21 protein-coding genes and 1 riboswitch are annotated in these 18548 nt (G+C 59.7%); of the genes, 4 read left to right on the top strand and 17 right to left on the bottom strand.

The features are described 5' to 3' along the window. Window positions 1-83 precede the first annotated feature (83 nt). Window positions 84-1664 carry a Na+/H+ antiporter NhaC family protein gene (locus tag AB5Y50_RS04380; RefSeq protein WP_368162419.1) on the bottom strand — a complete coding sequence of 527 codons (1581 nt, stop codon included), beginning with the start codon at window positions 1662-1664 and terminating at the stop codon, window positions 84-86. Window positions 1665-1751: 87 nt separating this feature from the next. Next, window positions 1752-1923, bottom strand: a riboswitch (Lysine riboswitch). Between the two features lie 317 nt (window positions 1924-2240). Between AB5Y50_RS04380 and AB5Y50_RS04375 the strand changes: the two genes are divergently transcribed. Continuing rightward, entirely contained in the window at window positions 2241-2639 is a 399-nt protein-coding gene (locus AB5Y50_RS04375) for an H-NS family nucleoid-associated regulatory protein (protein WP_010674991.1), read from the top strand. Between the two features lie 77 nt (window positions 2640-2716). Here the strand turns inward: AB5Y50_RS04375 and AB5Y50_RS04370 are convergent, their stop codons facing one another. The 5 genes from AB5Y50_RS04370 to AB5Y50_RS04350 form a co-directional block, all read right to left on the bottom strand. Further along, window positions 2717-3280 (bottom strand): cob(I)yrinic acid a,c-diamide adenosyltransferase, encoded by a 564-nt coding sequence (locus AB5Y50_RS04370; protein ID WP_010674992.1) that lies wholly within the window; start codon window positions 3278-3280, stop codon window positions 2717-2719. Continuing rightward, the gene (locus AB5Y50_RS04365; protein WP_010674993.1) at window positions 3277-3507 is read right to left on the bottom strand and encodes a DUF3820 family protein; all 231 of its coding nucleotides are present in this window, start codon (window positions 3505-3507) and stop codon (window positions 3277-3279) included. The genes AB5Y50_RS04370 and AB5Y50_RS04365 overlap by 4 nt, the downstream gene beginning before the upstream one ends. Before the next feature lies 1 nt (window position 3508). Then, on the bottom strand, window positions 3509-4180 hold the full coding sequence (queE, locus tag AB5Y50_RS04360) for a 7-carboxy-7-deazaguanine synthase QueE (RefSeq protein WP_010674994.1): 672 nt from the start codon (window positions 4178-4180) through the stop codon (window positions 3509-3511). 61 nt (window positions 4181-4241) lie between these two features. Beyond that, window positions 4242-4949, bottom strand: coding sequence for a 7-cyano-7-deazaguanine synthase QueC (queC, locus tag AB5Y50_RS04355; protein ID WP_010674995.1), 708 nt, complete (start codon window positions 4947-4949; stop codon window positions 4242-4244). Window positions 4950-4971: 22 nt separating this feature from the next. Further along, window positions 4972-5625 (bottom strand): tRNA-uridine aminocarboxypropyltransferase, encoded by a 654-nt coding sequence (locus AB5Y50_RS04350; protein ID WP_174217460.1) that lies wholly within the window; start codon window positions 5623-5625, stop codon window positions 4972-4974. On the opposite strand from AB5Y50_RS04350, the gene rrtA reads away from it, so the two are divergent. Further along, window positions 5591-6169 carry a rhombosortase gene (rrtA, locus tag AB5Y50_RS04345; protein ID WP_223937785.1) on the top strand — a complete coding sequence of 193 codons (579 nt, stop codon included), beginning with the start codon at window positions 5591-5593 and terminating at the stop codon, window positions 6167-6169. The two genes, AB5Y50_RS04350 and rrtA, sit on opposite strands and share 35 nt — an antisense overlap. Before the next feature lie 86 nt (window positions 6170-6255). Here the strand turns inward: rrtA and pyrF are convergent, their stop codons facing one another. The 6 genes from pyrF to cmk all read right to left on the bottom strand — a co-directional run bounded on the left by pyrF (window position 6256) and on the right by cmk (window position 11526). Further along, the gene (gene pyrF / locus AB5Y50_RS04340; RefSeq protein ID WP_010674998.1) at window positions 6256-6954 is read right to left on the bottom strand and encodes an orotidine-5'-phosphate decarboxylase; all 699 of its coding nucleotides are present in this window, start codon (window positions 6952-6954) and stop codon (window positions 6256-6258) included. Window positions 6955-7075: 121 nt separating this feature from the next. Next, complete coding sequence (gene lapB, locus AB5Y50_RS04335; protein ID WP_010674999.1) at window positions 7076-8242, bottom strand: lipopolysaccharide assembly protein LapB; 1167 nt, start codon at window positions 8240-8242, stop codon at window positions 7076-7078. A 9-nt stretch (window positions 8243-8251) separates the two neighbouring features. Then, the gene (locus AB5Y50_RS04330) at window positions 8252-8536 is read right to left on the bottom strand and encodes a LapA family protein (protein ID WP_010675000.1); all 285 of its coding nucleotides are present in this window, start codon (window positions 8534-8536) and stop codon (window positions 8252-8254) included. A 156-nt stretch (window positions 8537-8692) separates the two neighbouring features. After that, window positions 8693-8977 (bottom strand): integration host factor subunit beta, encoded by a 285-nt coding sequence (gene ihfB / locus AB5Y50_RS04325; RefSeq protein WP_005299934.1) that lies wholly within the window; start codon window positions 8975-8977, stop codon window positions 8693-8695. Window positions 8978-9069: 92 nt separating this feature from the next. Next, a complete protein-coding gene (gene rpsA, locus AB5Y50_RS04320; RefSeq protein ID WP_010675001.1) occupies window positions 9070-10740 on the bottom strand; it encodes a 30S ribosomal protein S1 in 1671 nt (556 codons plus the stop codon). Between the two features lie 93 nt (window positions 10741-10833). Then, complete coding sequence (cmk, locus tag AB5Y50_RS04315) at window positions 10834-11526, bottom strand: (d)CMP kinase (RefSeq protein WP_010675002.1); 693 nt, start codon at window positions 11524-11526, stop codon at window positions 10834-10836. Window positions 11527-11789: 263 nt separating this feature from the next. Between cmk and ribA the strand changes: the two genes are divergently transcribed. Beyond that, a complete protein-coding gene (ribA, locus tag AB5Y50_RS04310; protein ID WP_010675003.1) occupies window positions 11790-12383 on the top strand; it encodes a GTP cyclohydrolase II in 594 nt (197 codons plus the stop codon). Window positions 12384-12449: 66 nt separating this feature from the next. Here the strand turns inward: ribA and AB5Y50_RS04305 are convergent, their stop codons facing one another. Then, complete coding sequence (locus AB5Y50_RS04305; RefSeq protein WP_010675004.1) at window positions 12450-13352, bottom strand: LysR family transcriptional regulator; 903 nt, start codon at window positions 13350-13352, stop codon at window positions 12450-12452. Window positions 13353-13445: 93 nt separating this feature from the next. Here AB5Y50_RS04305 and AB5Y50_RS04300 point away from each other — a divergent pair, with 93 nt between their 5' ends. Beyond that, window positions 13446-14699: an MFS transporter gene (locus tag AB5Y50_RS04300; RefSeq protein ID WP_010675005.1), complete on the top strand. Its 1254-nt coding sequence runs from the start codon at window positions 13446-13448 to the stop codon at window positions 14697-14699. Here the strand turns inward: AB5Y50_RS04300 and AB5Y50_RS04295 are convergent. The 4 genes from AB5Y50_RS04295 to AB5Y50_RS04280 all read right to left on the bottom strand — a co-directional run bounded on the left by AB5Y50_RS04295 (window position 14684) and on the right by AB5Y50_RS04280 (window position 18505). Continuing rightward, on the bottom strand, window positions 14684-15238 hold the full coding sequence (locus AB5Y50_RS04295) for a VOC family protein (RefSeq protein ID WP_010675006.1): 555 nt from the start codon (window positions 15236-15238) through the stop codon (window positions 14684-14686). The two genes, AB5Y50_RS04300 and AB5Y50_RS04295, sit on opposite strands and share 16 nt — an antisense overlap. Then, the gene (locus AB5Y50_RS04290; protein ID WP_010675007.1) at window positions 15232-15996 is read right to left on the bottom strand and encodes a hypothetical protein; all 765 of its coding nucleotides are present in this window, start codon (window positions 15994-15996) and stop codon (window positions 15232-15234) included. The genes AB5Y50_RS04295 and AB5Y50_RS04290 overlap by 7 nt, the downstream gene beginning before the upstream one ends. A 153-nt stretch (window positions 15997-16149) precedes the next feature. Then, window positions 16150-16875 carry an oxygen-insensitive NADPH nitroreductase gene (gene nfsA / locus AB5Y50_RS04285; protein WP_010675008.1) on the bottom strand — a complete coding sequence of 242 codons (726 nt, stop codon included), beginning with the start codon at window positions 16873-16875 and terminating at the stop codon, window positions 16150-16152. A gap of 67 nt (window positions 16876-16942) precedes the next feature. Then, a complete protein-coding gene (locus tag AB5Y50_RS04280; protein WP_010675009.1) occupies window positions 16943-18505 on the bottom strand; it encodes an AbgT family transporter in 1563 nt (520 codons plus the stop codon). Window positions 18506-18548: the final 43 nt, after the last annotated feature.

Raw genomic sequence — 18548 nt, 5'->3', positions numbered from 1 at the left:
TGGGGTTCCGAAACGGGAGTGATGGGGCGCATGCTAACCAAAGCCCCTGCCAAAACCAAGGGGCCCGCAGGCCCCTTGTTCTCTTATGCAACTGCCACGGCGCTATACGCCCGGGCTTTGCGCAAATGGTAACCGGAGAAGATCAGGAACCAGAGCCCGCTCACGGTGAAACCGGCCAGCGCGGAGTGCATCAGCCCCATCACCAGGTAGCCGAGCGCAGCGCCAAAGGCGATGGCCAGGGCATAGGGCAGCTGGGTCATCACGTGATCGATGTGATGGCAACCGGCCCCGGTGGCAGACAGGATGCTGGTGCTGGAGATGGGGGAGCTGTGATCCCCGAACACGGACCCTGCCAGTACGGCGGCCAGCATGGGCAGCATCAGACTGATGTCGCTGGCGGCCGCCATGTCGCCGGCCAGCGGCAGCATGATGCCGAAGGTACCCCAGCTGGTGCCGGTGGCAAACGCCATGGCGCAGGAGAGCACGAAAACCACGGCGGGCAGCACTTCCACCGACAGATTGCCATTGGCCAGGGAGGCCAGGTATTTGCCGGTTTCCACATCGCGCACCACGGCGCCGATGGTCCAGGCGAACAGCAGGATGTTGATGGCGGGCAGCATGGCCATGATCCCCTGCGGAGCCGCTTTCATCCAGTTGCTTGCCCCCAGCTTGAGGCGCATGGCCAGACCGATGGAGACCACCAGGCTGCACAGGGCACCATAGACCAGGGAGGAGCCGACATTGGTGTTCTCGAAGGAGCCGAGCACGCTGAACGGCAGCCCCTTGTCGGCCAGCACCGCAGCCCCGGAGTCAATCATGAAATAGACGGTGGCCAAGGTCAGGGTCAGGATGGGCAGCACCATGTCAATCATGCCGCCATTGCTCTCCTCCGGGCTCTCCATGTCGAGCCCGATGGGGCGCCCCTTGGACTCGTCCCACAGCTTGCCCTCCAATGCCCACTGCTCATGCTGACGCATGGGGCCGATGTCGAGCTGGAAGGCGATCACCACCAGCACCATGATCAGGGTGAACACCGCATAGAGGTTCATGGGGATCATCTCGACGAAGGCGGAGATGGGGCTCTGGTCGGTCAGACCATGAGCCGCCATGATGCCGCCGACGAGGGCGATGATGTAGGCCCCCCAGGAGGAGACCGGCATCAGCACGCAGACCGGCGCGGCGGTGGAGTCCAGCAGATAGGCCAGCTTGGCGCGGGAGATCTGGAAGCGATCGGTCACCGGACGGCAGATGGCCCCCACCGACAGACTGTGGAAGAAGTCGTCGATGAAGAAGGCGAACACCATCAGACCGGTCAGGGACTTGGCACCCTTGCGGGTCTTGGCGCGGCGCTCCGCCCACTCGGCAAACGCCCGGGTCGCACCGGAGACGCTCATCAGGCTGATGAGGCCGCCCAGCAGCAACATGAAGAGGATCATGTTGACGTTGTCACGATTGAGCGCACCGTCGACCCAGAAGATCCTGAGCACGGTGTCGAGCATGTAATGCAGGGACGCAAGGGGAGAAAACTGGTTGAGCAGCAGGCTGCCTGCGACTATGCCCACCCCCAGCGACACCAGGACGCGGCGGGTGATGATCGCCAGCGCAACGGCCAGCAGGGGGGGAACGACGGACCAACCGGAGTCGGCGTAATGAACGATGTCCATGATCTCTTTGCACCTAAAGACAACAGGTGGAGATCTACCGAGAGGATCAAAGAAACAAAACCCATGGGGAGGGTATACTCCTCAGCCCCTTCAGGTAGCGCTCCATAGTGGATGACTATGGCAGTCCTGCACCTATTAGATGCAGAACCAGCAACCCGGTATGATGGCCTGGTCACTTCGGCGCCGACTCCTTTCATCGAGCATCGCAGGCATCACCCTCCGCTCGGTTACTCATAGGCAGCGCGCCTCTACTTAAAGGTATTCGCGCCACATTTTATCGAGCCGCCGGGTGATAGCAAGTTTTTTGATTAAATTTCAAGGTTTCTGTGGCACCCACATCTTCAAAGATAGTCAAATGGTTCATCAAAGACTCTACTGGCGATATTTTCATCTGACATGAACCCATTCGAAGATGCTGGCCCGTCAAACGGATAAAAATATCCTTCATATCTATTTCAAGACTTAATTTATCAGCCTAATTAATTATTTGGGCAGGCTTGACTTGGTGCCAAACACCCCTATAAATTATCGAAAAACCAGTTCTTCCCTTAATATTTTGCTCGCGTGGTAGCCAATATGAACGAATTTCTGAAAGTGCTGTTGAATATCCGTAGCCTGCGTGCAGTTTGCCGCGATTTGACGCTGGAACAACTGGAAGAAGGCTTGGAAAAGCTCTCCGCCATCGTCGATGAACGTCGACAAGATGAATCCGCCGAACGCCAGGCCCGTGAAGAGCATCAAAAGAAAATTGCCGAATATGCCGAAATGCTGAGGGCCGCAGGGATCGATCCCGCCGAATTGGTCAACACCGTGGTTCCCGAGAATACCAAGGTCAGCAAACGTGCGCCCCGCCCCGCCAAATATCGTTATCTTGACAATGGCGTGGAAAAAACCTGGACCGGTCAGGGCCGCATGCCCTCGGTCATTGCCAAGGCCGTTGCTGAAGGCAAATCTGTGGAAGCCTTTGCCATCTGACTGCAATATCAGGCCCCTTTCCACAGCAATAAAAAACCTCGCAAGGCGAGGTTTTTTATTGCTGCTTCGAGCGGTGGTCAGCCTCTGTCAGCCGCCTTGACCCAGAGGATCTCCGGGGTACCCGACGATACCAGCAGGTATCTGGCGATGGTGAAAAACCAGTCGCTCAGCCGGTTGAGGTAGGGCAAAACGGCCGGATTCACCCGCTCTACGCGGCTCAACCCAAGCAGCAGGCGCTCACAGCGACGGGTCAGGGTACGCACCACATGTGCCTGGGCCGCCGCCCGCGAACCGCTCGGCAAAATAAAATTGCGCAGCACCGGCAACCCGGCACTGTAGGCATCGATCTGTTGCTCGAGCCTGTTCGTCCAAGCCTCATTCACCTGCCACAGCGCATCCGTTTGCGATTCACTGGAAAATGCCAGCTCCCCGCCCAGATCAAACAGCTCCTGCTGCAACAATATGAGATCGGCCAGGAGTGTGCTCTCCCCGACGGGTATTTCAGCCATCAACAAGCCTATTTGGGAATTCAGCTCGTCGATGGCGCCATAGGTCTCGACACGTTTATCGTCTTTGGCCAAGGAAGTGCCATCGGCCAGTCGCGTGAGCCCCTTGTCCCCTTGCCTTGTATATATTCTCATTCTGACATCCTGTTAATAATGGGAATAATCATGGACTCGAGTCCATTGAGCTTTACCTCGTAGGCCAGTGCCAGAGACTGGCCCAGGATACCGGCCGGAAAACCGCTTCGCGCCATCCATACCAGATAGGGTTCGGGAATATCGATGATGCGCCGCCCCTTGTATTTCCCGTAAGGCATCTTGCTGGCCAGCATCAGCAAGATGCGCTCATCGCTGAGTCCATCCATATCAATCGATATTCAGGTATTTATGGGTCTGGATGGAGAGTCGCCAGTTACGGGCGATGCAGGTCGCCATGGCCAGCTCCGTGGCCCTGGCTTTCTGGCTGATGGGTTGCAGCGCAATCATCACATCGGGGCGCAGCCGGGCGGTGGCCAGCAGGGCATCCAGCTCCTCGATATGGTGCTCGGTGGCCACCGGGTGCTTGATCTCGTTGGCCCGCTCCAGTGCAGAGACCAGCACCGGCAACCCACCCTTCATGCCGATCTTGGGGGAAACAGTCACCCAGGTCTGCTCATGGGTCAGCACCTCGCTGGTCCCGCTGGTTTCGATCTGCACCTGATAACCCGATGCCACCAGGGCCGAAGAGAGCTCGCGCAAGTCGTAGAGGCAGGGCTCACCACCGGTCAACACCACGTGACGGGCCCGGTAACCGAGCCGGGTAAAGCTGGCCAGGATATCTTCCGTGCTCATCTTGCTCCAGCCGTCGGACTCATTGGAACGATCGAGCACCTCGCCAGGGGCCACCTCACGCTCGGGGTCCACCACCCAGGTGTGGCGGGTATCGCACCAGGGGCAGCCCACCGGGCAGCCCTGAAGGCGAACGAAGATGGCGGGCAGGCCGGTAAATACCCCCTCCCCCTGGATGGTCTGGAAGATCTCGTTGATTGGGTAGTGCATCTTGGTCACGACTTGCTGCAAAAGGGGCGGATTATACCCCAAACCCGGGCTAGGCACAGGCTCAGGATCCGCTTTTCTCGCCCAGTCCACTCTTCTCGTAAAGTCTGGCACGGATGCCGGTCTTGTCAGCCAGATAGTGATCCAGGCCACGGCGACGCAGCTCGCAGGCCGGACAGGCCCCGCAACCATCTCCCTGGATTCCGTTGTAGCAAGTGAGCGTCTGGTGACGCACGGTATCGAGGTGACCGTAATGATCCGCCAGCGCCCAGGTTTCGGCCTTGTCGAGCCACATCAGGGGGGTTTCGAAGCGGATGGGGCGATCCAGCCCCAGGGAGACCGCCTGATTGAGCGCCTTTACGAAGTCGTCGCGGCAATCGGGATAACCGGAAAAGTCGGTCTCGCACACCCCAGTGATCACCGCTTCGGCACCCACCTGATAGGCATAGATGGCCGCCAGGGTCAGGAACAGGATGTTGCGTCCCGGTACGAAGGTGTTGGGCAGGCCGTTCTCCTGAAGCTCGAAGCTCACCGGTATGTCGTCCCGGGTCAGCGCAGAGATGGCCAGCTCCCCGAGCATGGTCACATCCATTACCTTGTGGGCGGCGATCCCGAGCGCCGTCGCCAGATGGCGGGCGGTGTCAATCTCCGCCCGATGGCGCTGGCCGTAATCGAAGGTGATGGCATGCACTTCGTCATAGCGGGCCTGTGCCTGCACCAGACAGGTGGTGCTGTCCTGCCCACCACTGAAGACCACGACGGCTTTTTTCATGTTTTTCACTCCTCTGGGCAACTCAACGGCGGCGGCCTTGTGCAAAGTCATGCCACTGCCGGTTCAAATGGGTAAACAGGGTCATCAGCGGGGCGAAGCGCTCAGGCTCTCCTTCCCACCGGGACAACAGATGGTAGCCCGCTTCCAGGGTGGACAATGCCTCCTCAAAGGGCTTTTTGCGAATGGAATATTGTCCAGCAATGGCGCCGAGGGAGATCCGCGGCAACCCGAGCAGTGCAGGCGAGCTGTGCAACATGCGATAGGCTTTGCGCCAGGTGCCATCGAGGAGGATGAAGTGGGCTCGCACGGTGCGCCCACTTCTCAGGAGATGCTCCCTTGCCTCTATCAGGGTCAGGGCCTCCTCATCGGGCCACAGCACGTAGCACTGGACAGCGGGGTCGGCAAGCAGGGCATTGAGCCCTTCGTCGTCGGAAAAATCCTCTCCCACATGAATGCGTACATCGGTCAGGGACGCCGCCAGCAACGCAGCCGTCCCCTTGGGGTGACCTACTTCGGCAGGGTGTTGCAGAATATGGAGCGCAGCCAGGTTCGGCACCCGCTGAATATAATCGCACAGGCACGCTTTGAGGGCCCGGGTACAGCGTGTACAGTATCGGCTCTCTTTGTCGTTGGGCTGCTTCATGTTGTCAGGAAAATCGGGTCTGCTCTGGGTCATCGCGCTTTCGCTCGTCACTGCCTTGCTCTTTTTCACCGTGCCAAATCATCAGCTCGCCTTCGATCGCGACCTGATCGCCCAGGGCGAAGGGTGGCGCATCATAACAGGCAATCTGGCACACACCAATGGATGGCACCTGCTGCTCAACCTGAGCGGTCTGGCCGTGCTCTACAGCCTGTTTCAGGAGTACCTGACGGGATGGCGCCTGCCCGTGCTGTTGCTGCTGCTGGGAACGGCGGTCGGACTCGGCATCTGGTGGGGCTGCCCGCAAACCCAGTGGTACATGGGACTCTCCGGCCTGCTGCACGGCTTGTTCGTATGGGGTGCCATGCAGGACATCCGCTTTCGCCGTCACTCCGGCTGGCTGATGCTGGCGGGCGTCGCCATCAAGCTCGGTGTGGACTTTTACAGTGCCGGCGAGAGCCCTGTCTCCGCCTTGATCGGTGCCAGGGTGCACATCGAGTCACACTTCATCGGCGCACTCGCCGGCCTGCTGCTCGGCCTCTTCCCCATTCGTCTGGACACCCAGGCCGTCCACTCCTGAACTCCCTATAGGCAGGGCCAGCCCACGGCCAAAATGCAGCAGGCCGGATCTGGGATCCGGCCTGCGCTCATTCGCCCATTACGCCGTTACCGGCAAAGCTCGGCATTGATCGCCCCAAGCACGGCGGCGGGATCCGAGGACTGGGTGATAGGACGGCCGATCACCAGATAATCCGCCCCCGCCTCCACCGCTGCCAGCGGCGTCATGACGCGGCGCTGATCACCGGCAGCCGATCCGCTCGGACGAATGCCCGGCGTCACCAGCTTGAATTCGGCTCCCAGCAGCCCCTTCAGCACACTCGCCTCTTCCGCGGAGCAGACCACACCATCCAGCCCGGCCGCCTTGGCAAGGGTGGCCAGGCGGATCACCTGTTCTGCCGGCGTCACATCCAGACCCAGGGGCGCCATGTCGGACTGCTCCATGCTGGTCAGCACGGTTACCCCGATGAGCAGGGGCGCCTTGTCCCCGTATGGCAGCAACGCCTCTCTGGCGGCACGCATCATGCGTTCGCCACCGCTGGCATGGACATTCACCATCCAGACGCCCAGCTCCGCACTGGCCGCCACCGCCTTGGCGACGGTGTTGGGAATGTCGTGAAATTTCAGATCCAGGAAGACGTCGAACCCCTTGGCCACCAGTTGACGAACGAACTGGGGACCAAACAGGGTAAACATCTCCTTGCCTACTTTGAGGCGGCACTGGGCCGGTGAGATCTGCTCAATGAAGGCAAAGGCGTCGGCTTCGTGCTGATAATCCAGCGCGACCAGTACTTTGGGGTCTTGCATGTCACTTCCTATGGATTGTTATGCCACAGCCAGGCGCAGCAGAGCCGGGGCCCGGTTGCACGCTGGCATCTGAAATTCTTGGGTATCCGTGCTCGCCCGGGCGTGTTGGCCTCGCTGGCGTTTACTCCCCATCCAGCCCTCGGATCGGCTTGATGGTGCCCCACTGCCGGCAGGAAGGGCATTGCCAGAACAGCGAATGGGTGGCAAAGCCGCACTGACGGCACTTGTGGGTCGACTTGATCTTGATCTGCTCACCGACCAACTGTTGCAGCAGCTCCAGGCTCTCCTTGGCAGGCCCCTCCTCGGCACTGGCCAACTGGAAACCGACCAGCTGATAAAACCCCTTCATGGAGGGGTGGCGACGCAGTTGGCGCAGCACCAGCGCACGGGCCTGACTCAACCCATCGCGGGCCTCCACCAGATTGGCCAGCGCCAGGGTCACGCTGACCCCCGCATGATCCTCTACCGCTTTTTCAAGCAGCGGGATCAGCTCCTGGCTGCGACCAAGCTGGCGATAGCATTCGAGCAGTTTTGGCATGGCTTCGGAGGCAAAGTCGATGTCCTGCTCGAACACCCGCAGGAGCTCCTTGGCCGCATCCTCGAACCTGCCCTCCTCCATCGCCAGATCGGCCAGCCGCAGGCTGGCGCGGGCACAGGCCGGGTGGGCACCGAGCGCACGCTTGAGCTTGGCGATGCCCGCAGGCTTGTCGCCATCGCGCAAGGCACTCTCCGCCTGTTCGCAATAGAAGTGGGAAATGGGCTCGGCCAGTTTCTTGCCCTGGAATTTCTGCAGACGCACCGCCACGGCGATGGCATTGTCCCAGTCACGCAACTGCTGATGAATGATCAGGAGCTGTGCCAGAGCCGTCTCTTCGAAATCGCTGTCATCACACAGCTCTTTCCAGAGTGCTTCGGCCCGATCGAGCAATCCGGCAGCCAGAAAGTCACGGGCCAGCTCCTGCAAGGCAAGCTGACGCTGCTCACGGGTCAGCTGACGGGCGACCAGGTTCTGGTGGATCTTGATGGCGCGATCGACCTCGCCCCGTTGACGGAACAGGTTGCCGAGGGAGAGGTGGGTTTCGATGGTTTCGCTGTCGACTTCCAGCAGCTGGATAAAGAGATCCACCGCCTTGTCCGACTCGTCAGAGAGCAAATAGTTGAGGCCCGCCACGTACTGGCGGGAAAACTGGTTACTCTGTTGCTGGGTGTCCTGGCGAACACTCCTGCGGCCCATGTACCAGCCATAACCGGCGGCGATGGGCAACAGCAGGAAAAGCAGTTCAAGCATCGAGGGACATTATTCCTTGGTTGTCGACCGGGCAAGCTCCAACTCGCGAGATTGACGACGCATGGTTCGGTTCAGGGTGCGATTTTGCAGTTTGAGACGCAGGAACAGCAGACCAAATACCAGCCAGCCCAGCAGAAAACCGCCGGCGAAGAAGAACCCCAGCAACATGGAGAGCGAGAACTCCCCCTGGGCGATCAAGTAGTTGAACTGCACCAGCTGACCATTTTGAGAACCGATGGCAAGGGTCAGGACAAACACCAGCACCAGTGGAATGAGGGCCAAGATACGCTTCATGGGAGCTCCCTGTCTGTAGCGAATGAGTGACTGATTATCCTTAAAATCACAGGCAGACTCTAGCGCGAATGGGAAAAGAGTGTGAGAAACCCGACAACGGGCAGACTCCAGAACATAAAAATGAAAAAGGCATACTCAGGTATGCCGTTTTCTGCATTATTCGATGATGTTGACGCGTTCGCGCAACTCTTTGCCAGGTTTGAAGTGCGGGACATATTTCCCGGTCAGTTCAACCTTGTCCCCGGTCTTGGGGTTGCGACCCACGCGGGGCGCACGATAGTGCAGCGAGAAACTGCCAAATCCTCGGATTTCAATCCGGTCGCCGTTTTGCAAGGTCGATGCCATCTGCTCAAGGATCTCCTTGATAGCGGCTTCGACATCCTTGGCCGGCATATGCATGCGGCTGGCTGCCAGTTGTTCGATGAGATCTGATTTGGTCATAAGGTTAAATCTCCTTCCCCGATCACATGCAATAATCATTTTGCCAAGATAAAAAAGGGCGGCGCAATGCCGCCCTTTTCTTGCATCAAGGATTACTCACCCTTGGCGGCTTTGAACGCTTCCATCATGGCATTGCTGAACACAACTTCTTCTTGTTGGTTCAGGCTGTCGATGGCAACACGCTCGTCAGCCTCGTCCTTGGCACGGACAGACAGGCTTACGGTACGGTTCTTGCGATCAACGCCCATGAATTTGGCTTCAACTTCGTCACCAACAGACAGCACCAGAGTGGCGTCTTCTACGCGGTCACGAGCAGCGTCGGAGGCACGCAGGTAGCCTTCTACGCCGTCAGCCAGTTCGATCACGGCACCCTTGGCATCAACCTCGGTAACCTTGCCCTTCACAATAGCACCTTTCTTGTTGTCAGACAGGTACTTATTGAACGGGTCTTCTTCGATCTGCTTGACGCCCAGGGAGATGCGCTCACGCTCCGGGTCCACTTGCAGAACAACGGCTTCGATCTCGTCGCCCTTCTTGAATTCACGCACGGCTTCTTCGCCCTGGTTGTTCCAGGAGATGTCAGACAGGTGAACCAGGCCGTCGATGCCGCCATCCAGACCGATGAAGATACCGAAGTCAGTGATGGACTTGATCTTGCCGGAAACACGGTCGCCCTTGGCGTGAGTTTCGGCAAACAGCTGCCACGGGTTGGATTTGCACTGCTTCAGACCCAGGGAGATACGACGACGCTCTTCGTCGATGTCCAGAACCATCACGTCAACCACGTCGCCAACGTTGACAACCTTGGACGGGTGGATGTTCTTGTTGGTCCAATCCATCTCGGATACGTGTACCAAGCCTTCCACGCCTTCTTCGATTTCAACGAAGCAGCCGTAGTCGGTCAGGTTGGTCACGCGGCCAGACAGACGGGTGGTCTCCGGGTAACGCTTGGCGATAGCAACCCAGGGATCTTCGCCCAGCTGCTTCAGGCCCAGGGATACACGGGTACGCTCGCGGTCGAACTTCAGAACCTTGACAGCGATCTCGTCGCCAACGTTGACGATTTCGGAAGGATGCTTAACGCGCTTCCACGCCATGTCGGTGATGTGCAGCAGGCCGTCAACACCGCCCAGATCTACGAATGCACCGTAGTCGGTCAGGTTCTTGACGATACCCTTAACTTCTTGACCTTCTTGCAGGTTGGCCAGCAGGCTTTCACGCTCGGAGGTGTTCTCGGTCTCGATCACGGCACGACGGGAAACAACAACGTTGTTGCGCTTCTGGTCCAGCTTGATGACTTTGAACTCGAGTTCTTTGTTTTCCAGGTGAGCGGTGTCACGGATCGGACGCACGTCAACCAGAGAACCCGGCAGGAAGGCACGGATGCCGTTCAGCTCAACGGTGAAACCACCCTTGACCTTGCCGTTGATGATACCGATAACGGTAGCTTGCTCTTCGTAAGCTTTTTCAAGCTGCAGCCAGGCTTCGTGGCGCTTGGCTTTTTCGCGGGACAGCTTGGTTTCGCCGAAACCATCTTCGATAGAGTCCAGAGCCACGTCAACGGAGTCACCTACGTTGATTTCCAGCTCGCCCATGGCGTTCTTGAATTCTTCAGCCGGGATAGCAGACTCGGATTTCAGACCGGCATCAACCAGTACGAAACCGTTCTCGATAGCAACGACAGTGCCCTTGACGATGGAACCTTGACGGGTTTCAACGGCATTCAGGGACTCTTCAAAGAGTTGAGCAAAAGATTCGATCATTGTTTATGTCACAAATGAAACATCCACTTGCAATCCGGCACAAGCGGGGTTGTTTTAAATTATCTGCGCCATCCTTGGTGCAGACGACTGACATCAGTTTGCGCTGACATCACCAAGTTGTTGCTCTGCATAGGCAAGCACCGTTGCCAGCACTTCATCTATGGTCATGGACGTTGAGTCTACAACAAGAGCATCTTCCGCGGGTTTCAGGGGAGCGACGGCGCGATTTCTGTCGCGATCGTCACGTTCCCGAATCTCGGTTAAAAGACGCTCAAAGTTAACATCAAAGCCCTTATCTTGCAACTGCTTATAGCGGCGCTGGGCCCGCTCCTCGGCGCTGGCGTCGAGGAAAATCTTCACATCCGCCTCGGGGAAAACCACTGTACCCATGTCGCGACCGTCGGCGATGAGACCGGGGGCTTGGCGGAATGCACGCTGACGGCGCAGCAGGGCTTCACGTACCCGGGGAAACGCCGCGATTTTGCTGGCCGCGTTGCCCACTTCTTCAGTACGAATGGTACGGGAAACATCCTCCCCTTCGAGGATCACCTTGACCAGCGCCCCTTCTACCTGGAATTGCACATCCAGATTGGCGGCCAGGGGAACCAATGCGGCTTCGGAATCGAGCTCCACATCGTGATGCAGGGCTGCCAGGGAGAGCACCCGGTAGATGGCACCGGAATCGAGCAGGTGCCAGCCCAGTTTTTCAGCCAGCAACTGGCACAAGGTGCCTTTTCCTGCTCCACTTGGGCCATCAATAGTCATCACGGGGGCCATCTGAGCCATAACGTTTCTCCTGCGCACTCGGCATCTTGACTGGTTGCACACATCCCTGTCGGGATGGGTTAATGGGCGCCGATTATACCCGAATGCGCCGTCTCTGGCAGTTGTCAGGGCACACAATTGCGCAAAAGTCGTCGTGATTGCACCTATTCTGACCAATCGGGTTAACCCACTTCTCACGCAAGGTTTTGTTCTTATGGTTGTTCCGGACAATGCGCGCTAAACTGGCCGCCCTTTTTTAAGCAGCTGTAGTCAGGAGCAACCATATGAGCAGCGTTACCCTCGTGGCCAAATCCAAGTTGCCGACCCCCTGGGGCACTTTCACGCTGGTTGGTTTTCAGGAAACCGGCACAGGCAAGGATCATGCCGCGCTGGTGATGGGCGATATCGCAGACGGCGAACCCGTGCTGGGACGCATTCATTCCGAGTGTCTGACCGGGGATGCCCTGTTCAGTCTGCGTTGTGACTGCGGCTTCCAATTGCAGGCCGCTCTGGAAAACATCGCCAAGGCGGGCCGCGGCGTCCTGCTGTATGTCCGTCAAGAAGGGCGAGGCATCGGCTTGCTCAACAAGATCCGGGCCTATCATCTGCAGGATCAGGGGGCCGATACCGTGGAGGCCAACGTGGCGCTTGGCTTTGCCGCCGACATGCGTGACTACACCATCTGCGCCGACATGCTCAAGGCGCTCGAGGTCAAGTCCCTGCGCCTGATGACCAACAACCCGCGCAAGTTGAAGGCGATGGAATCCTTTGGCATCCCGGTGGCGGAGCGCGTGCCCCTTCAGGAAGGTCGCAATCCCCACAACGAGTTTTATCTCTCCACCAAGGCAAACAAGCTGGATCACCTGTTCAAGAAATAAGGTTGCATCCACCTTGTCAGCATACGCCTCCAGATTGGAGGCGTTTTTATTGGTGATACCACTCAATCATTGAGTATCTGTAGCGCAATGGTGAGAAACATCCCCTTGTGCCAGCAAAAAATCCCGCAATGCCCGGTTCGCCATGGAGAGCGGATCCCCCCGTCGCCAGGCTACGCAGAGATCCAGGAAGATAGGGGGTGAAAAAGGGATGCCGGTGAGGGCCGGCTCCTCTTCCAGCGCCATGCGCAGGAAGGTGGTCACGGCGAATCCCTGACGCACCACCGCCTTGAGCAGCGGGATGAGATTGCTTTCGAACGCGATGTCAGGCTCTACCCCCAACCCCTGCGCCAACACCTCCATGTGTTCCCTGTGGTAGAAGCCTCGCCGGAACATGGCGAGCTCCTGGCCGAAGAACTGTGGCAGCGAGACCGACTCAGCGCCGCGCAGCGGGTGCTCCTCCCCCACCACCATCAGCATCTCTTCCCGCAGCAGTTGCGCCCCCTCGAGGGCCGGTGGCAGATCGCTGGTGATGAGGATGGCGAGATCCAGACTGCCATCCACCATGCGGCTGAGCAGCTCCCGGGTGCCCGCCTCCTCCACCCGGATCTTCAAGCCGGGGTAGCGATGCTTGAACGCCATCAGGATTGGCGGGAAGTAATAGGATCCCATCATGTAGGGGATGCCGATGCGCACCTCCCCCCGTTCCAGCCCCTTGAGCTCGGCCATCTCGGCCTCGGCCTGGTGCATTTGGCGCAGCAGCCGTTCGGCGTGGCGGCAGAGGACCTCTCCCTCCGGGGTGAGGCGCACGCTGCGGTCCTGCCGGTCAAACAGCCGCAGATCGAGCTGCTGCTCCAGCTTGGCGATGGCCATGCTGACGGCAGGCTGGGCCACGTTCAGCCCCTGGGCCGCCCTGGTGAAGGAGCCGGCATCGCGCACCGCCAGCAGGTATCCGAGCTGTTTCAGGTCCATATCAATTTCATTTATCAGGGTGATAACTTAAATATATTATATTTATACGTTTCGTCGCACTACCCTGCACAAAAGTCGTCGGGACAACTCCATATGATTGAAATAGGTAGTCGCGAATGGATACGCGCCACCCTGGCTCTCAGCCTGGGCTCCTTCCTGGTATTCCTCAATCTCTACCAGACCCATCCCCTGCTGCCGCTCCTGGCAGAGGTTTTCTCGGTCAGCGCCTTGTCCGCCAGCTGGACGCTGGCAGGCTGTACCGCAGGGCTGGCAGGCTCCCTGCTCGTCTGTGCCCGTCTGGCTGATCGGTTCGGACGGCGGCGGATCATGCTGTGGACCCTGGCGGCCGCCATCCTGCTCTCCCTGTGCATCCCCTGGGTCACCCACTTTGATGTGCTGGTGAGCCTGCGCATCCTGCAAGGCGTCCTGCTGGCAGGGCTGCCCGCCACCGCCATTGCCTACATGGGGGAAGAGTTCAGCAAACGTGCCCTCATCGTAGCCGTCGGCGTCTATATCGCGGCCAACTCCCTGGGAGGCATCGCGGGCCGGGTGGTCGGCGGTCTGCTGGCTGGCTGGTTTGGTGACTGGCAGCACACTTTCCTCGGTATCGGGATCATCAGCCTCGCCCTGCTGCCACTGGTCATCTGGCTGCTGCCCGCCCAGCGCTGCTTCGTGGCCGTGGAGGCAGCGCCTGGGCAACTGCGCCGCGCCATCCAGAGCCACCTTGGCAACCCCTTGCTGGTGGGGGCCTATCTCATCGGCGGCCTCAACTTCATGGTCTTCCTGAACCAGTACAGCTATCTCACCTTCCTGCTGGCCAAGGCCCCCTTCTCCCTGCCGACCCAGTGGCTCGGCATGCTGTTTCTGACCTACCTCACCGGCACCGTCGCCTCTTCACTGAGCGGCCGCGGGGCCCATCGCTGGGGAGCACATCGTCTGCTGCTGGCGGGAATAACCTTGATGGCACTCGGCAGTCTGGCCCTGTTGCAGGGGAGCCTTGTCGCCATCATCGGGGGATTGCTTGTCTCGAGCTTCGGCTTCTTCCTGGCCCACGCCTGTGCCAGCGCCTGGGTCGGCCAGCACGTGGAGCACAACCGGGCGCTCGCCTCGTCGCTCTATCTGGTGGGGTATTACCTGGGGGCCAGCCTGGGCGGGCTTTATCTGCATCCCTTCTGGGAGCAAGGGGGGCTATGGGGTCTGGTGCTCGGCATCGAGCTGGTGTTGATGATCACCGCCGGGTTGAGCCTCTGGCTCGGTCACTTGAAAGGACGTGTGGCGCCCGCTTGTGCGTTGACGCCACAGGATCAGGCTCCCGTCAACGGGTCCTTCCCTCACAGACCGTCATAATAGTCCGCCGGTACCGGCACCACGGCGCCGGTGCAGAGCTCTTCGTCGATCACCTCCTCAAGCGGGCGCAGATGAAACTTGATCTGCCCGGAGGGCAGCATCAATCCTATATCCGGATTGCGTCCGTCATCGATGTTGCCGGTCTTGAAGGGGACATCCGGATGCGTCGTCACCAAGGTCGTGAGCGAGGGCACCACCAGCTCGATATGTTCGAGCCCGGCCTGATGGCTTCGACCCGCCTTGGGGGCGGCCAGTTCGATGCAGGGGACGGTCACCTGCTCCCAGCAGACAGGCTGGTGCAAGCGATAGGTGGCGATGGGACGACCGCCTATCATCCCCTCCACCAGCAAGACTCCGTGGGCGGCCAGCACCGCTTTCAACTCCAGATATTCCGGCAGGGTGGCGGCGCGGTAGCAGAGGTGATCCACCACGGGGGAGTCCTTGACTCCCATGACGGCATGCATTTCCGTGAGCAGTTGGCAAACAAATGGGGCCATGGGCCCCAGTGTGGAATCCAGTGGATGTGACATGATCACCATTTCTTCTTGGGTTGGAACAGGACGTCCAGTTCGTCCGTCTCTTTGTCCTTGATGTTTTGCAGCTCCTTCTCGCTGTGCTGCTGCAGGTGTTCTTCCAGCTGGCGCATCCCCTGACGCATGTCCTCTTCCCGCGCCAGCAGGTAGGGATCCTTGTCGGTGACATTGGCCAGCGCCCCCAGTCCCTTGGTGTAGAGCTGGCGGCAGGTGCCGTACTGCCCCTGGATCTGGGCATCCATGGCCCGCTTGAGCAAGTTGGCGATGTTGATCTTGAGCTGCATCAGCTCGAGGCGGCGATCCTCCTGGGCAAAGCCCTGGGGATCTATCTTGCCCTTGTTGTGCTCGACCCGCAGCACGGCCCGCATCTTCTTGGCCAGTTGCAGCATCTGGATGGCCTGGCGGTCGGACTCCGGCGTCTTGAAATGCCCCTCGTCCTGGCTGCTGTAGTTCTCCTGCACGTTCTTGATCTGGAGCTGGACGTCGGCGATGCGCTGCTTGACCTGCGCATTGGGCATCACCAGCGCGATGGCGCGGTAGGCATCCAGGATCCGGTGTTGCAACAGCAGCACCATGTTTTTGGAAAAGGGCACCAGATTGACGTTCAGCAACACCTCTTCAGTCTCGTCTGCCACCGCCTTGTGACGGGCAATGGCCTGGCGCTTGTCCGATTCGGCCTTCTGCTTGTATTGCTGCACCACGTTATAGGCGATGACCAGAAACAGGAGTGCGCCGATTGACAGCAATATCAGGGTTAAAATCATAGGGTGTTCACACTCCAGTCCCAATCCAATTGCGAGATCCTACAACAGCTTAGCCTCATAGGGTAGCGCCCAGATCCCGTATTGCCTCACAAGAACGCTCCCAGGCGGTGACCGCATCCGGTGCGTCTTGCTCCATATCGCCCGCCGCCCCCATTACTTGAGGCAAAAACCCTTCGACTGCAGGAATCCCAGCATGAAGGGCCTCGCCTCCTTGCCCAGGATCCCCCTGATCTGCCCGCTCCAGGTCTGATCCTTGTTGTTGCTGCTGCGGGCCTGGTAGTAGTCGTGGATCTGCCCGTCGTACCGGGCCAGCAGGGCGCGGTCCAGGGTGGCAGGATAGCGGTTCTCGTGCACCACCAGCGCCCGGGGCAGCCGCGGTTTTTGCTCCGGCCGCTGGGCGGGATGACCCAGGCAGAGGCCAAACAGCGGGATCACCTGATGGGGCAGACCCAGCACCTCGCTCACCTCGGCCGGATTGTTGCGAATGCCGCCGATATAGACCCCGCCCAACCCAAGTGACTGGGCCGCCAGCAAGGCATTTTGCGCCATCAGGGCGCCGTCGATGGCCCCGATCATGAGCTGCTCCACAAAGCCGGTGCGGGCCTCCGGCACTATCTGGCTGTGACGATGGTAGTCGGCGCAAAACACCAGAAACTCCGCCGCCTCAACCACATAGGCCTGATGACCGGCCAGCTCCGCCAGGGTGGCCCGCAGCCCCTTGTCGGTGACCCGGATGATGCTGTTGGCCTGGAGGAAGCTGGAGCTCGCGGCGCTCTGGGCGGCGCTCAGGATCTGATCCAGCTGCTCTGCGCTGACGGGCTCTGGGGTGAACTGGCGAATGGAGCGATGGGAAAGAATGAGATCGATGGTCGGGTTCATGGTACCTCCGGGATGAAGGTCACACTCTACCCAAAAAAAGCGGGGGGCCCAAGGCCCCCCGTCACCCTCAAGGGGCAGGATAGACATAGGGGGCCTGCAACCCAAGCGGGAACCCCAGCGCCCAGTAGAGCAGCAGGAAGCCCGTCCAGCTCACCAGGAAGGCCAGGGAGTAAGGCAGCATCATGGAGACCAGGGTGCCGATGCCTGTGCTCTTCACATACTGCTGGCAATAAACCACCACCAGGGGGAAGAAGACCATCAGCGGGGTGATGATGTTGGAGGCGGAATCCCCCACCCGATACGCGGCCTGAGTCAGCTCGGGCGAGATCCCCACCGCCATCAGCATGGGCACCAGGATGGGGCTGATGAGGGCCCACTTGGCGGAGGCCGAGCCCACCACCAGGTTGACGGTGGCCGTCAGCAGTATGATGCCGACGATGGTCACCTCTCCCGGCAGCGCCAGGGCGTGAAGCACCTCGGCACCGGAGAGCGCCAGCAGGGTACCGAGGTTGGAATCCCCGAACGCCTTGATGAAGAGGGCGCAGAAGAAGGCCATCACCATGTAGGAGCCCATCTTGTTCATGGTGGCCGACATGGCGTCGATCACATCCTTGCCGCTCTTGAAGCTGCCGGCGACAAAGCCATAGACGATCCCGGGCAGGATGAAGAGCAGGAAAATGAGGGGCACGATGGACTTCATCACCGGCGCGGCGAAGGTGGTGAGGGAACCGTCCGGTGCCCGCATCGGCGAGTCGCCGGGGGCCAGCGCCAGCCCCAGCAGCACCACGGCCGCCAGCATGGCGAACCCGGCCCAGTTGAAGGCCCGGCTTTCCTGGGCGCTGTAACGGCCCATCTCGTCGGCGCTCTCCAGATCCTCGTTGAGAGGCACCTGCTTGAGGCGCGGCTCGACAATCTTCTCGGTGACAAACCAGCCCACGCAGATGATCAGCAAGGAAGAAGCGCCGGTGAAGATGATATTGCACAGGGTGTTGACCATGTAGTCAGGGTCGAACAACTGGGCTGCAGACTGGGTGAAACCCTGAAGCAGCGCATCCCCGCCGGAGGGCAGGAAGTTGGCGGCAAACCCGCCGGAAACCCCGGCAAAGGCTGCGGCAATCCCCGCCAGCGGGTGGCGACCCGCCGCATGGAAGATGATGCCGCCAATGGGGATCACCAGCACATAGCCCGCATCGGCGGCGGTATGGCTGACGATGGCCACCAGGATCAGCATGGGGGTCAGAAAGCGCGCCGGCGTCACCTTGAGCAGCTTCTTGAGCCCGGTGTTGATGAAACCGGACTGTTCAGCCACCCCGACCCCCAGCATGGCCACCAGCACGATGCCAAGGGGAGCAAACCCGGTGAACGTGGTGACCATGCTGGCGAGAAAGTCCGCCAGCCCTGCCCCGGTCAACAGGTTGTTGATGACCACGGCCTCTCCGGTGCGGGGATTGACCAGATCGAAGGAGAACTGGGAGCCTATCCAAGAGCCGACCCAGACGATCAGCAAGGCATAGAGGAAGAGCATGGCGGGATCCGGCAGCTTGTTGCCCGCCTTCTCCACCCCGTTCAGAAAGCGGTTCAACCAGCCGTTGGGAGGGGCCGGACGCTCGTTCACTGCAGCTTGACTCATTATGGTGATACTCCATTACCAAGGAATGAGCGCGCATACTAGC

Origin of the sequence: Aeromonas sp. s6 (assembly GCF_040907815.1) — a bacterium.
Taxonomy (GTDB): domain Bacteria; phylum Pseudomonadota; class Gammaproteobacteria; order Enterobacterales; family Aeromonadaceae; genus Aeromonas; species Aeromonas caviae.
Note: the sequence above shows the minus strand (reverse complement) of the source record. Positions and strands in the feature narration are given on the sequence as shown.